The organism is Saccharothrix mutabilis subsp. mutabilis (assembly GCF_039521145.1).
In the GTDB taxonomy this organism is placed as follows: domain Bacteria; phylum Actinomycetota; class Actinomycetes; order Mycobacteriales; family Pseudonocardiaceae; genus Actinosynnema; species Actinosynnema mutabilis.
Map to the genome: position 1 here is coordinate 254325 of NZ_BAAABU010000005.1, position 13481 is coordinate 267805.

A 13481-nucleotide genomic window follows, 5' to 3' on the forward strand; every position below is an offset into this window, starting at 1 on the left:
CCGCGAGTCAGACCAGCCAGGCGATCGCGCCGCCCACCGCCAGCACCGCAAGCACGCCCAGCACGACCGCGAACCCCTTGGCCGTCTTCCACGTGCTGTAAACGCCGCCGATCAGGAAGCCCGCCAGCGCGAGGAGCCCGATGACGACGTACTCCTCCGGCATCAGAGCACGCCCTTGGTGGACGGCACCCCGCCCACCCGCGGGTCCGGCTCGACCGCCGCCCGCAGTGCCCGCGCGATGGCCTTGAACTGCGCCTCCGCGATGTGGTGCGGGTCGCGGCCGTACTCCACCCGCACGTGCAGGGCGATGCCCGCGTGGAAGGCCAGCGAGTCGAACACGTGCCGGTTCAGCACGAACGGGTAGTTGCCGCCGATCGTGAACGTGTTGAACTCCGCCGGCTCGCCCACGTGCACGCAGTACGGCCGGCCGGACACGTCCACCGCCGCGTGCGCCAGGGTCTCGTCCATCGGGATCCACGCGTCACCGAACCGCCGGATGCCCGCCTTGTCGCCCAACGCCTCGCGCAGCGCCTGCCCGAGCACGATCGCCACGTCCTCGACCGTGTGGTGCGCGTCGATGTCCACGTCGCCCGTCGCGCGCACGACCAGGTCCAGCGACCCGTGCACGCCCAGCGCCGTCAGCATGTGGTCGTAGAACGGCACCCCGGTGCCGATCTCGACCTGACCGGTGCCGTCGAGGTCCACCTCGACGTACACCGACGACTCCCTGGTGGTCCGCTCCACCTTGCCGACCCGGCTCACCGGCCAACCTCCTTGCTCGCCGCGAGGAACGCGTCGTTCTCCTCCGGAGTCCCGACCGTCACCCGCAGATGACCCGCGACACCGACGTCCCTGATCAGCACACCGCGCTCCAGGTAGGACCGCCACGTGGCGCGCGCGTCCTCGAACCACCCGAACAGCACGAAGTTCGCGTCGCTGGGCACGACGTCGAAACCCATGCCGCCCAACGCCTCCGCCACCCGGTCGCGCTCGGCGGCCAGCTTGGCCACCGAACCCAGCGTCTCCGCCGCGTGCCGCAGCGACGCCCGCGCGGCGGCCTGGGTCAGCGCCGACAGGTGGTAGGGCAGGCGCACCAGCTGCAACGCGTCCACCACGGCGGGCGCGGCGGCCAGGTAGCCCAGGCGGCCACCGGCGAACGCGAACGCCTTGCTCATGGTGCGGCTGACGATCAGCTTGTCCGGGTAGTCCGCCAGCAGGTGCACGGCCGACGGGCGCGAGGAGAACTCCGCGTACGCCTCGTCCACCACGACCATCCCCGGCGCGGCCTCGACCAGCCCGCGCAGGTCCTCGGTCGGCACGCTCTGCCCGGTCGGGTTGTTCGGGCTGGTCACGAACACCACGTCCGGCCGCCGGTCGGCGACGATCTCCGCCGCCTTGTCGGTGTCCAGCGAGAAGTCCGCGCGCCGGGGCGTGGGCGCCCACTCGGTGCGGGTGCCGGCGGCGATGATCGGGTGCATCGAGTACGACGGCTCGAAGCCCAGCGCGGTGCGGCCGGGGCCGCCGAAGGCCTGCAGGATCTGTTGCAGGATCTCGTTGGACCCGTTGGCGGCCCACAGGTTCGCGCCGGTCAGCGGCACGCCCGTCGAGTCGCTGAGGTACGCCGCCAGGTCCTCGCGCAGCGCCACGGCGTCGCGGTCGGGGTAGCGGTGCAGCTCGGCGGCCACCTCCGCGACCTCCGCGACGACGTCGGCGACCAGCTCGTCCGACGGCGGGTACGGGTTCTCGTTGGTGTTGAGCCGGACCGGGACCTCCAGCTGCGGCGCGCCGTAGGGCGTGCGTCCGCGCAGGTCCTCGCGCAGGGGCAGGTCGGCCAGCTCCACCCGGTCTCCGACGGGCCTCACCGCGGGAACCTCGCCGTCACGGCCTGGCCGTGCGCGGGCAGGTCCTCGGCGTTGGCCAGCGCGACGACCTTGTCCGCCACCTCGCGCAACGCGTCCTCGCTGTAGTCCACGACGTGGATGCCGCGCAGGAACGTCTGCACCGACAGGCCCGACGAGTGCCGCGCGCAGCCGCCGGTGGGCAGCACGTGGTTGGAGCCCGCGCAGTAGTCGCCCAGCGACACCGGCGAGTGCGCGCCGACGAAGATCGCGCCGGCCGCGCGGACCCGGGCGGCCACCTCGCGCGCCCGGTCGGTCTGGATCTCCAGGTGTTCGGCGGCGTAGGCGTTCACCACGGTCAGCCCGTCGTCCACAGTGGACACCAGAACCGTGCCGGACTGCTTGCCGCGCAACGCCGTGCGGATGCGCTCGGCGTGCTTGGTCGCGCCGACCTGGCGCTCCAGCTCGACGTCCACGGCGTCGGCCAGCGCCTCCGACGTGGTGACCAGGACGCTCGCCGCGAGCGTGTCGTGCTCGGCCTGGCTGATCAGGTCGGCGGCCACGTGCACCGGGTCGGCCGTCTCGTCGGCCAGGATCGCGATCTCGGTGGGGCCGGCCTCGGAGTCGATGCCGATCAGGCCGCGCAGCAGGCGCTTCGCGGCGGTGAGGTAGATGTTGCCCGGACCGGTCACCAGGTCCACCGGCGCCAGTTCGCCGCCGTCGGTGTCCACACCGCCGTACGCGAGCAGCGCCACGGCCTGCGCGCCGCCGACCGCCCACACCTCGGTGACGCCCAGCAGCGCGGCGGCGGCCAGGATCGTCGGGTGCGGCAGGCCGCCGAACTCCGCCTGCGGCGGGGAGCACACCACGAGCGACTCGACGCCCGCGGTCTGCGCGGGGACGACGTTCATGACCACGCTGGACGGGTAGACGGCCAAGCCGCCGGGCGCGTAGAGGCCGACGCGGGCGACCGGCACCCAGCGCTCGGTCACCGTCCCGCCAGGCACGACCTGGGTCGTGGTGTCGGCGCGCCGCTGGTCGGCGTGCACCTTGCGGGCCCGCGCGACGGACTCCTCCAGCGCCTCCCGCACGGCCGGGTCCAGTTCGGCCAGCGCGCGGTCCAGTTCGGCCGCCGGCACCCGCACGGCCGCGGGCCGCACCTTGTCGAACCGCTCGGTGACCTCCAGCACTGCCTCGACGCCGCGTTCGCGCACCGAGTCCACGATGGGCCGCACATGGTGCAGAACCGCGTCCACGTCCACCTCGGCGCGCGGCAGCGCGGCGCGCAGTTCGGCAGGCGACGGGACCCGACCACGCAGGTCGATGCGGTTCAGCATGCTCCTAGGGTAAGCGGTCGCGAATTCCGTCAACTGTCAGCCCGCCCTCGGAGTGGGGAACCCGACAAACGGCGGCTATGCCGATCTGTGACACCCGCGCCACGCTGCGTAGGCACCACTCCGTCGCAAACCCTGCTGATGATGGAGGCGCAATGTCACCCAAGCGGCGCGGCCTGATGGCCGCCGCGCTCGGCGCGTGCGTGGCCCTGGTACTCCCGCTGCACACCGGGTCGGCACAGCCGAGCACCGCGAAAACCCCCGAGCGGACCGTCTTCGAGGTCACCGCGAGCACCCCCGAGGCCCGGACCCGGGTCGCCCGGACCGGGGTGGACGTCCTCGGCCAGGACGGCGACAAGCTCACCGTCGTCGCCGAGCCCCGCCAGCAGTGGGCGCTGCGCGCCACCGGGCTGCGGGTGGAGAACCTCGGCGACTACGACGCCCAGCTCCAAGCGCTGGGCAAGGTCGACTTCACCGACCCGCAGGTGGGCACGCAGGACTTCCCGTCCGGCTACACCGGCTACCACAACTTCCAGGAGACGGTGACCGAGCTCAACCAGACCGTCACCGACCACCCGAACCTGGTGCGGCTGTCCAGCGTGGGCAAGTCCTACCAGGGCCGCGACCTGTGGATGCTCAAGCTCAGCGACAACCCGGCCGTGGACGAGAACGAGCCCGAGGTGCTGTTCACCTGCAACATGCACGCGCGGGAGCACCTGACCGTCGAGATGTGCCTGCGGATCATCAAGCAGTACACCGACGGCTACGCCACCAACCCGACGATCAAGAACCTCGTGGACTCGCGCGAGATCTGGATCATCCCGATGGTGAACCCGGACGGCGTCGAGTACGACATCGCGACCGGCTCGTTCCGGTCATGGCGCAAGAACCGCCAGCCGAACTCGACGGCCGTGGGCACCGACCCCAACCGGAACTGGGGCTACCAGTGGGGTTGCTGCGGCGGGTCGAGCAGCAGCGGGTCCAGCGAGACCTACCGCGGCCCGTCGGCGTTCTCCGCCCCGGAGGTCGCCCGCATCCGCGACTTCGTCAACACCCGCGTGGTCGGCGGTGTGCAGCAGATCAAGACGCACATCGACTGGCACACCTACTCGGAGCTGATCCTGTGGCCGTACGGCTACACCTACAACGACACCGCTCCGGGCTTGGACGCCACGCAGGCCAGCGCGTTCAGCACGCTGGGGCGGCGGATGGCGTCGCTCAACGGGTACACGCCGCAGCAGTCCAGCGACCTGTACATCACCGACGGCACCATCAACGACTGGCTGTGGGGCGTGCACAAGATCTGGAGCTACACGTTCGAGATGTACCCCCGCTCCAGCAGCCCCGGGTTCTACCCGCGTGACACGGTGATCGCGACGGAGACCCAGCGCAACGACAGCGCGGTGGAGCTGTTCCTGTCCTACTCGGACTGCGTGCCGCGCATCATCGGCCGCACCTGCTGACAGTTCCCCGAAAGAGTGGGGCGCGGGCTAAATGAGAAGTCCCGCGCCCCACTCTTCTGCCAATCTCACCCCGTGGACTTCGTAGTAACCCCGCTCACCACTTCCCACGCGACCGACATCACCACCTGGCGCTACTCCGGCCGCTGGTCGGTCTACGACTCCCGCCCGGAAGACGGCCTGTACGAGCCCGAAGAGGGCTATTCAGCCGTCGTGGACGCCCGGGACGGCTCGTTGGCGGGCTTCCTGTGCGTCGGCGAGGAGGCCCGCGTCCCGGGCCTGGCGGAGGAACCGGACGCGGTGGACCTGGGCGTGGGCATGCACCCGGCCATGGTCGGCCGGGGCCACGGCCCCGCCTTCGCCGGCGCGGTGCTCGACCACCTCCGGTCCTCGGGCGTGGACCGCGTCCGCATCGTCGTGCAGTCCTGGAACGAACGCAGCCTGCGCCTGGCCGGCCGCCTCGGCTTCACCGAGACCGGCCGCCACCAGGCCGACGTCGAGTACGTCGTCCTCCACACCACCCTGCGCTAGCCGAGAGCCGCCACGACCTCGACCGCGCGGTCCACCTGCTCCGGCGAGACGAAGTAGTGCGGGGACATCCGCACCACCCCTTCGACGCCCCGCCGGGTCATGTCGATGCGGGTCGAGGTCAGGTGGCTGGTGGTCGCGACCACGTCGTGGCGCGCCAGCTCGTCGCGCACGGCCACCGGGTCGCGGCCCTCGACGGTGAACGTCACGATGCCCGACAGCCGCGCGCCGATGTCCCGCACCTCCACGCCGGGCACCTCGCGCAGACCCGCCCGCAGCCGCTCGGCGCGCGACCGCACCTCGGCGGCGATCGCGTCGATGCCCAGGTCCAGGGCGTAGCGGGCAGCGGCGATCAGGCCCAGCCGGTCGGCGACGCTGGTCTCCCACAGCTCGTACACGCGGGCGTCCTCGCGCAGCTCGACCTCGTCGGGGCCGACCCACTCGCCGCTGTGCAGGTCCACCAGCCTCGGCCGCAGCCGGTCGGCCGCCGAGCGGCGCACCACGAGGACGCCGGTGCCGCGCGGGCCGCGCAGCCACTTGCGGCCGGTCGCCGAGATGATGTCCACGCCCAGCTCGTCGGCGCGCACGGGCAGCTGGCCGAGCGACTGGCAGGCGTCCAGCAGCACCAGGGCGCCCACCTCGTGGGCCGCCGACGCCACCTCGCGCGCCGGGTTCACCAGGCCGCCGTTGGTGGGCGCGTGCACCAGCGAGACGAGCTTGACCCGTTCGTCCAGCAGCTCCCGCAGGGCCTCGACGTCGACCTGGCCGACCGCGTCCGACGGGACGGTCACCACCTCGAACCCCACCTCGCGGGCGCGGTGCAGGATCGGGATCGCGTTGCCCCCGTACTCGACCTCCGTCACCAGCACCCGGTCCCCCGGGCCCAGCGGGACGGCGTCGAAGGCCGCCAGCCAGGACCGGGTGGCGCTGTCGGTGAACGCGACCTCGTCGGGGTGCGCGCCCATCAGCGACGCGAAGACCCCGTACCCGGCCTCCAGGTCGTCCGCCCGCTCCCGGGCGGCCACGTACCCGCCGATCTCGGCTTCCCGGCGCAGGTGCCCGACCACCTCGTCCAGCACCGGCCGCGGCGGCAGGGACGAGCCCGCCGAGTCCAGGAAGACCTTGGCGCTCGCGCCGGGCGTGTCGGCGCGGACGACGGCTGGGTCGATCACTGTGGCCCCCAAGGGTGTGTTCGGCTCACAGTCCCGTCTACACGACGGCTAGCGGGGCGTCCACAGCTCCAGGTTCCACCACGGCCCCCACGACAGCGGGCCGTGCGTGTACGGGTCCACGACCTCCTGGTAGCCGGTCCAGTTCTCACGGACCACGTACGTGTGCTGCACCGCCGCCACGACCACCATCGCGGGCGCGGCCAGGTAGGCCCGTTGCAGCTGCCGGTACGCCGCCGCCCGCTGCGCCGGGTCCAGCAGCGTCCGCCCGGTGTCCAGCAGGGCGTCGACCTGCGGGTTCGCGTAGCCCCACGGGTTGGGGCCGCGCAGGGTCGGGTAGGCGGTCAGGTCCGGGTCGAACGGGCTGCCGCCGCCGTGGACCAGCGCGTCCGCGCCCAGCCGGGGCGTGATGGCCTCCCAGCTCAGGCCCGCCAGCTGCACGTCCACGCCGACCGCCTTGGCCTCCGCCGCGAACGCCGTCGCCAGGTCGGCCCGCACCACGTCGCCGATCGGGAACATGAGCGTGAACCGGGCCGGGACGCCGTCGCGCGCCCGCAGGCCGTCCGCGCCGCGCACCCAGCCCGCCTGGTCCAGCAGCAGCTCCGCCTGCGCCTTGTCGTGGGTGAACACCGCCGTCGGGTCGTGGAACTCCGGCAGCGTGTCCGGGATCGGGGTGCTCGCCGGCGTCCCCTTGCCGCCCAACAGGTTGTCCACCATCCCCTTGCGGTTCACCGCGTGGTTCAACGCCAACCGCAGCGCCGGGTCGCCGGTGACCGGGCCGGCCGGGAGCGTGATGCCGCGCAGGTCGGTGGACCGGTGGGTGACCACGCGCATGCCGCCGGCGCCGGTGAACCCGGCCGCGAGGCGGGGCGGCAGCTCCGCGCCGTCGAACTCGCCCGCCTGGAGGCGCTGGGCGCGCGTGTTGTCGTCGGGCACGAAGACGACGGTCAGCTTGCGGATCTTGGGTTCGCCGCCGAAGTGGGCCGGGTTGGACTCCAGCACCATCCGGTCGCCCCTGCGCCAGTCGGCGAGCTTGTACGGGCCCGTGCCGACCGGTTTGACGTCCTTGAGGGCCACGCCGTCCAGCGCCTCGCTGGGCAGGACGCCGAGCACGAGCTGGTGCGGGAACGCCGCCCACGGCTTGGCCAGCGCGAACCGCACGGTGTGCACGTCGAGCTGCTCGACCCCGGTGAGCGCGGCGAACGCGGTCCGCTCGGTCGAGCCGCGCGCCGGGTCCAGCAGGGCGCGGTAGGTCGCGACGACGTCCTCGGGGCCGAAGGTCGTGCCGTCGGTGAACTTCACGTCGTCGCGCAGCCGCACGGTCCAGGTCAGGCCGTCGGCGGAGGGTTGCGGCGGGTCGGCGGCCAGGCGGGGGCGCAGGGTGCGGTCCGCGCGGTGCTCGACCAGGCCGTCGTAGAGCTTGGAGACGCCGTCGCGGCCGTAGCCCAGCAACGGGTTGAGCGTGGTCGGCTCGGCGTTGTCGGCCAGGACGATCGAGCTGCCGTCCGCGGTGCCCTCGGCGCTCGGTGTCGTCGTCCCAGTGCACCCGGAGGCGGCGAGGACTGCGACTAGTACGAGCGGGGGCAACAGGGAGCGCACGAGACCCGACACTACCTAGAGTGGGCGGCATGCGTGTCGCGCTCTGCCAGATCAACTCCTCCACCGACCCGGTGGCCAACCTCGACCTGGTGCGCACCGGTGTGGCGCGGGCCGCCGGCGCCCGCGTCGTGGTGTTCCCGGAGGCGACGATGTGCCGGTTCGGCGTGCCGCTCGGACCGGTGGCGCAGCCGCTGGACGGGCCGTGGGCCACGGCCGTGCGGGAGATCGCCGACGAGGCCGGGGTCATCGTCGTGGCGGGCATGTTCACGCCCGCGCCCGACGGGCGGGTGGCCAACACGCTGCTGGTCACCGGCGGCGGGCTGCACGTGGGCTACGACAAGATCCACCTGTACGACGCGTTCGGGTTCGAGGAGTCGCGGACGGTCGCGCCGGGCGCGAAGCCGGTCGTGGTCGAGGTGGACGGCCTGACGCTGGGCCTGGCCACCTGCTACGACGTGCGGTTCCCCGAACTGTTCCGGGCGCTGGCCGACCAGGGCGCCGCGGCGGTGCTGCTGTGCGCGTCCTGGGGCGCGGGACCGGGCAAGCGGGAGCAGTGGGAGCTGCTGGTGCGGGCCAGGGCGCTGGACTGCACGTCGTGGGTGCTGGCGTGCGGGCAGGCCGACCCGGGCGTGGACCACGGCGGCGCCCCCACGGGCGTGGGGTTCAGCACGGTGGCGTCGCCGCTGGGCGCGGTGGTCGGGCAGCTGGGCGGCGAGCCTGGCCTGTTGGTGGCCGAGGTCGAGGTCGAGGCGGTCGACCAGGCCCGGCGCGCACTCCCGGTGTTGGCCAACCGGAGGCTCTGACCGCTCCCCGAGGGACCCGAATCCCTTTCGAGGGACGTTGCGCCACGTCCGAGTGACGGATCGTGGACTCGCCCAGGTCACGGGTAACCCCGTCCTCGCAGCACAGGACCATGCGAAGGGTGAACCCATGATCAACCAGGCGGAAGTGGACCGGCTGTACGACTGCGACGTCCTCGACGCCCACGGTGAGCGGATCGGGTCGGTCAAGCAGGTGTGGCTGGACGACCGGGACGGCCGCCCGATGTGGGCGTCCGTGCACACCGGCCTGTTCGGCATGAAGGAGTCTTTCGTCCCGATCCAGGACGCGGAGGTCAGCAAGGGCCACATCGTCGTCCCGGTGGACAAGCAGCAGGTCAAGGACGCGCCCCGGATCGACACCGACGACCAGCACATGTCCGACGCGCAGCAGGAGGAGCTGTACCGGCACTACGGGATGATCCCCGGCGTGCGGTCCGGCGAGCACGACAGGCTGCCCGGCAAGCACGGGACGCGCGGGCCGGAGACCGGGACGCGCGGCCGGGAGTCGATGGCGGGCAAGCTGACCGACGAGCGCGCGGCGCGGGACCGGGGCGACTCGGTGACCCGGTACGAGGAGCAGCTCGACGTCGGCACCCGGGACGTCGAGGCCGGGCGCGTGCGGCTGGTCAAGCACACCGTGACCGAGCACCGCGACGTCACCGTCCCGGTGACCCACGAAGAAGTGCGCGTGGTGCGCGAACCCGCCGACGGGCCCGACGGCAGCCGCCCGTTCGCGGACGAGGAGGCCGAGGTCTCGCTGCGCCGGCAGGAGCCGGTGGTGGACAAGCACGCCGAGGCGGTGGAGCGGGTCCGGCTGGAGAAGGAGGCCGTGACCGAGCAGCAGAAGGTCGGCGGCGAGGTGCGCAAGGAACGGGTGGACGTCGAACACCCGGAGGGCCGCATCCCCCGCGACCCGCGCGACCCGCGCAACCGCTGACAAGCTCTCGGCGCCCGGTCCCGCACCGACCGCGCGCCGAGGCGGCCGACCGCGCGGCGGCGCTTTTGTCGGTACCCGGTGGGAGAATGGAACCGGGGGCCGGAGGCCACGCCCCGCGACCGGCCGAGCCGGCGGGTGGCGGCCCCGCACCGGGCCGGGCCGCCACCCGCCGTCACACACCCGCCGTCACACTCCCGCCGTCCCGGCCCGGGCCGAGCCGCCGGCCGCCGACATGTGCCGGGCCGAGCCAAGCCCGCCCGAAACGTGCCGGGTCGCGTCACACGTCGGGTCGGGTCAGCGCAGGTCCATGCCCAGGTCGAGGGCCGGGGCCGAGTGGGTCAGGCCGCCCACCGCCAGGTAGTCCACGCCCGTCTCGGCGTACGCCCGCGCCACGTCCAACGTCAGCCCGCCGGAGGCCTCCAGTGCCACGCCCCCTGCCCGCCGCACCGCCTCCGCGCACTCGGCGACGCTGAAGTTGTCCAGCAGCACCAGTTCCGCGCCCTCGGCCACGGCCTCGGCCAGCTGCTCCAGCGAGTCCACCTCGACCTCGCACGGCAGGTGCGGGGCGTGCGCCCGGACGGCGGCCATCGCCGCGCGCACCGAACCGGCGGCCTGGACGTGGTTGTCCTTGATCAGCACCGCGTCCCCGAGGCCCAGCCGGTGGTTCACGCCGCCGCCGCACCGGACCGCGTACTTCTCCAACAGCCGCAGGCCGGGCAGGGTCTTGCGCGAGTCGCGGATCTTCGCCTTCGTCCCCTCGACCTCGTCCACCCACGCGGCGGTGAGCGTGGCGATGCCGGACAGGTGGCACAGCAGGTTCAACGCGGTGCGCTCGGCGGTCAGCAGGCCGCGCACCGGCCCGCGCACCACCAGCGCCGGCTCGCCGGGCACGGCCTTGTCGCCGTCGTGCTTGCGCTCCAGCACCTCGACGTCGAGGACGTGCCGGAACACCTCCTCCGCCACCGGGATGCCGGCCAGCACACCCGCCTTGCGCGGGGTCAGCTCGGCGACGGCCACGGCGTCGGCGGGCACGGTGGCCTCCGTCGTCGCGTCCGGCCCGTAGCGCAGGTCCTCGGCGAGCGCCGTCTCGATGACGCGGCGCACGTCGTCCGGGTCGAGCGTCATGCCACTCCCCTCGCGGTCGTGACGGGGTCCGCCAGCACGGGCTGGCCGGACGGGGTGAGCCGGACGACCTGGCTGCGCAGCCAGTTCACGTCGTCGCGCCGCGGGAAGTCGGTGCGGACGTGGCAACCGCGCGACTCGGTGCGCGCGGCAGCCGCCGCGATGAGCGCCCGCGCGGCCACGGTGAGCGCCGCGTCCTCCACCAGCTCCCGGGTGTCCAGGCGTCGGTCCACAGTGGACAGGTCGAGCACCGAGCCGACGACGGCCAGGCCCTCGGCGTCGCGCCCGATCGCCGCGTACCGGCTCATGACGCGCTGCAACGCGTCCCGGTCGGCGACCGGCGCGACGGGCAGCTCGGCGGTGCCGGTGCACTTGGCCAGCAGGCCCAGCGCGAGGTCGCTCGCGACCGCCTCGGCGGCACGGGTGCCGACCACCAGGCCTTCCAGCAGGCTGTTGGACGCCAACCGGTTCGCGCCGTGCAGGCCGGTCCGCGCGACCTCACCGGCCGCGTAGAGACCGGTCACGCCGGTGCGTCCGTCCACATCGGACACCACGCCGCCGCACGCGAAGTGCGCCGCCGGGGCCACCGGGATCGGATCGGTGGCCGGGTCGATGCCCGCCGCGACGCACGCCGCGTGCACCGTCGGGAACCGCCGCGCGAAGTCGGAAATGCTCGTGGCGTCGAGGAAGACGTGGTCGTCGATGCCGCCGGGCGCGCTCGCCATGTGCCGGGTGATGGCCGCCGCCACCACGTCGCGCGGGGCCAGGTCCTCCAGCGGGTGCACGCCGCGCATCACGCGCGCGCCGGTCGCGTCGACCAGCACCGCGCCCTCGCCGCGCACCGCCTCGGTGACCAGCGGGCACCGGCCGCGCGCGCCGCGCCCGGTGTAGAGGACGGTCGGGTGGAACTGCACGAACTCCACGTCCGCCGCCGCCGCGCCGGCCCGCAGGGCGAGCGCGAGCCCGTCGCCGGTGGCCACCTCCGGGTTGGAGGTCGCCTGGTAGAGCTGCCCGAGGCCGCCGCTGGCCAGCAGCACGGCGGGCGCGGTCAGCACGCCCGGGACGCCGCCGCCGTCGAGCACGAGCAGCCCGCACACCTGCCCCAGCGGGGTGCGCACCGCGTCCACCGCGATGTGGTTCTCCAGCACGGGGACCCGGCCGTCGCCGGCCGCCGCGAGCAGCGCCCGCTCGACCTCCGCGCCGGTCGCGTCGCCGCCGGCGTGCACGACGCGGAACGCGCTGTGCCCGCCCTCGCGGGTCCGCGCGAGCCGACCGTCCACACCGGAGTCGAACACCGCGCCGCGTTCGCGCAGCCGCGCCACGGCCGCCGGCCCGTCCGCGATGATCGCCCGGACGGCGTCCTCGTCGCACAGCCCCGCGCCGGCCACCAGGGTGTCCCGGACGTGCGCCTCGACGGTGTCGCCCTCGTCGTGCTCGCCGGGCAGCACGACGGCCACGCCGCCCTGCGCCCACCGGGTGTTGCCGTCACCCTGCTCGGCCTTGGTGACCACCAGGACCCGCAGTCCCAGCTCCCGCGCGCGCAGCGCGGCCGTCAGACCCGCGACCCCCGTGCCGACGACCACGAGGTCGGCCCGGGCCTCCCACACGGGGGTGTTCACTCGCCGCCGCCGGGCTGCCCGATCTCGATCATCCGCTGCACGGCGCCCTGCGCGCGCCGCGCGGTGTCGAGGTCGACGAAGACCTCGTCCTTGCCCTCGCGCAGGCAGCGCAGCAGGGCGGCCGGGGTGATCATCTTCATGTACCGGCACGAGGCCCGGTCGTTGACGGCGCGGAAGTCGATCTCCGGCGCGGCGCGGCGCAGCTGGTGCAGCATGCCGACCTCGGTCGCCACGAGCACCGACTTCGCGCTGGTGCGGCGGGCGGCGGTGATCATGTCGCCGGTCGAGAGGATCTTGACCTTCTCCGCCGGGACGGTGCCCTCGCCCGCCAGGTACAGCGCCGAGGTGGCGCAGCCGCACTCGGGGTGGATGAACAGGTCGGCGTCCGGGTTCGCCGCCGCGCGCTCGGCCAGCTCGGGGCCGTTGATGCCGGCGTGGACGTGGCACTCGCCGGCCCAGATGCGCAGGTTGTCCCGACCGGTCTCGCGCTTGACGTGCGCGCCGAGGAACTGGTCGGGCAGGAACAGGACCTCGCGGTCGGCCGGGATGGACCGCACGACGTCCACCGCGTTCGACGAGGTGCAGCAGATGTCGGTCTCGGCCTTCACCTCGGCGGTCGTGTTCACGTAGGACACGACGACCGCGCCCGGGTGCTCGGCCTTCCAGGCGCGCAGCTGCTCACCGGTGATCGAGTCGGCCAGCGAGCAGCCGGCGCGCTCGTCGGGGATGAGGACGGTCTTGTGCGGGGCCAGGATCTTCGCGGTCTCGGCCATGAAGTGCACGCCGCAGAACACGATGGTCGACGCGTCGCTGGCCGCCGCGATGCGGCTGAGCGCCAGCGAGTCGCCGGTGTGGTGGGCGATGTCCTGGATCTCGGGGAGCTGGTAGTTGTGCGCGAGGATCACGGCGTCCTGCTTGCGCGCCAGTTCCAGCACCTCGTCCCGCCACGCGGCGTCCGGCGCGATGCCGTCGTACGCACCGTCGGCGGTTCGCTCCACGTAGGCGGTAGCGACCATCGTGTCCTCCTTGAGCCAGGTTTTCGCCTTCCGGGCGA

The 13481-nt window shown here is 73.5% G+C and carries 13 protein-coding genes; 4 read left to right on the plus strand and 9 right to left on the minus strand.

The window, feature by feature from the left end:
* Positions 1-7: 7 nt before the first annotated feature.
* From ABD126_RS15185 to hisD, 4 genes are read right to left on the minus strand one after another with little or no spacing between them, the layout of a single operon-like run.
* Complete coding sequence (locus ABD126_RS15185) at positions 8-163, minus strand: hypothetical protein (protein ID WP_343934456.1); 156 nt, start codon at positions 161-163, stop codon at positions 8-10.
* The gene (gene hisB, locus ABD126_RS15190; protein ID WP_343934457.1) at positions 163-762 is read right to left on the minus strand and encodes an imidazoleglycerol-phosphate dehydratase HisB; all 600 of its coding nucleotides are present in this window, start codon (positions 760-762) and stop codon (positions 163-165) included. The genes ABD126_RS15185 and hisB overlap by 1 nt, the downstream gene beginning before the upstream one ends.
* Positions 759-1862 carry a histidinol-phosphate transaminase gene (locus ABD126_RS15195; RefSeq protein WP_343934458.1) on the minus strand — a complete coding sequence of 368 codons (1104 nt, stop codon included), beginning with the start codon at positions 1860-1862 and terminating at the stop codon, positions 759-761. Before ABD126_RS15195 ends, hisB begins: the two co-directional genes overlap by 4 nt.
* Positions 1859-3175 carry a histidinol dehydrogenase gene (gene hisD, locus ABD126_RS15200; RefSeq protein ID WP_343934459.1) on the minus strand — a complete coding sequence of 439 codons (1317 nt, stop codon included), beginning with the start codon at positions 3173-3175 and terminating at the stop codon, positions 1859-1861. The genes ABD126_RS15195 and hisD overlap by 4 nt, the downstream gene beginning before the upstream one ends.
* A 176-nt stretch (positions 3176-3351) precedes the next feature.
* Here hisD and ABD126_RS15205 point away from each other — a divergent pair, with 176 nt between their 5' ends.
* Together ABD126_RS15205 and ABD126_RS15210 are read left to right on the plus strand one after the other, a co-directional pair.
* Positions 3352-4635: a M14 family metallopeptidase gene (locus tag ABD126_RS15205; protein ID WP_425542825.1), complete on the plus strand. Its 1284-nt coding sequence runs from the start codon at positions 3352-3354 to the stop codon at positions 4633-4635.
* 72 nt (positions 4636-4707) lie between these two features.
* Positions 4708-5163, plus strand: coding sequence for a GNAT family N-acetyltransferase (locus ABD126_RS15210; RefSeq protein ID WP_343934461.1), 456 nt, complete (start codon positions 4708-4710; stop codon positions 5161-5163).
* On the opposite strand, the gene ABD126_RS15215 is transcribed toward ABD126_RS15210, so the two are convergent.
* Entirely contained in the window at positions 5160-6332 is a 1173-nt protein-coding gene (locus ABD126_RS15215) for an aminotransferase class V-fold PLP-dependent enzyme (protein WP_343934462.1), read from the minus strand. The two genes, ABD126_RS15210 and ABD126_RS15215, sit on opposite strands and share 4 nt — an antisense overlap.
* A 48-nt stretch (positions 6333-6380) precedes the next feature.
* Entirely contained in the window at positions 6381-7928 is a 1548-nt protein-coding gene (locus ABD126_RS15220) for an ABC transporter substrate-binding protein (RefSeq protein WP_343934463.1), read from the minus strand.
* 29 nt (positions 7929-7957) lie between these two features.
* On the opposite strand from ABD126_RS15220, the gene ABD126_RS15225 reads away from it, so the two are divergent.
* Complete coding sequence (locus ABD126_RS15225; RefSeq protein WP_343934464.1) at positions 7958-8731, plus strand: carbon-nitrogen hydrolase family protein; 774 nt, start codon at positions 7958-7960, stop codon at positions 8729-8731.
* A 127-nt stretch (positions 8732-8858) separates the two neighbouring features.
* Positions 8859-9686, plus strand: a complete 828-nt coding sequence (locus ABD126_RS15230) for a DUF2382 domain-containing protein (protein WP_343934465.1) — start codon at positions 8859-8861, stop codon at positions 9684-9686.
* A 294-nt stretch (positions 9687-9980) separates the two neighbouring features.
* On the opposite strand, the gene nadC is transcribed toward ABD126_RS15230, so the two are convergent.
* From nadC to nadA, 3 genes are read right to left on the minus strand one after another with little or no spacing between them, the layout of a single operon-like run.
* Positions 9981-10811: a carboxylating nicotinate-nucleotide diphosphorylase gene (gene nadC / locus ABD126_RS15235; RefSeq protein WP_343934466.1), complete on the minus strand. Its 831-nt coding sequence runs from the start codon at positions 10809-10811 to the stop codon at positions 9981-9983.
* The gene (locus ABD126_RS15240; RefSeq protein WP_343934467.1) at positions 10808-12427 is read right to left on the minus strand and encodes an L-aspartate oxidase; all 1620 of its coding nucleotides are present in this window, start codon (positions 12425-12427) and stop codon (positions 10808-10810) included. Before ABD126_RS15240 ends, nadC begins: the two co-directional genes overlap by 4 nt.
* Positions 12424-13443: a quinolinate synthase NadA gene (gene nadA / locus ABD126_RS15245; RefSeq protein WP_343934468.1), complete on the minus strand. Its 1020-nt coding sequence runs from the start codon at positions 13441-13443 to the stop codon at positions 12424-12426. The genes ABD126_RS15240 and nadA overlap by 4 nt, the downstream gene beginning before the upstream one ends.
* Positions 13444-13481 lie beyond the last annotated feature (38 nt).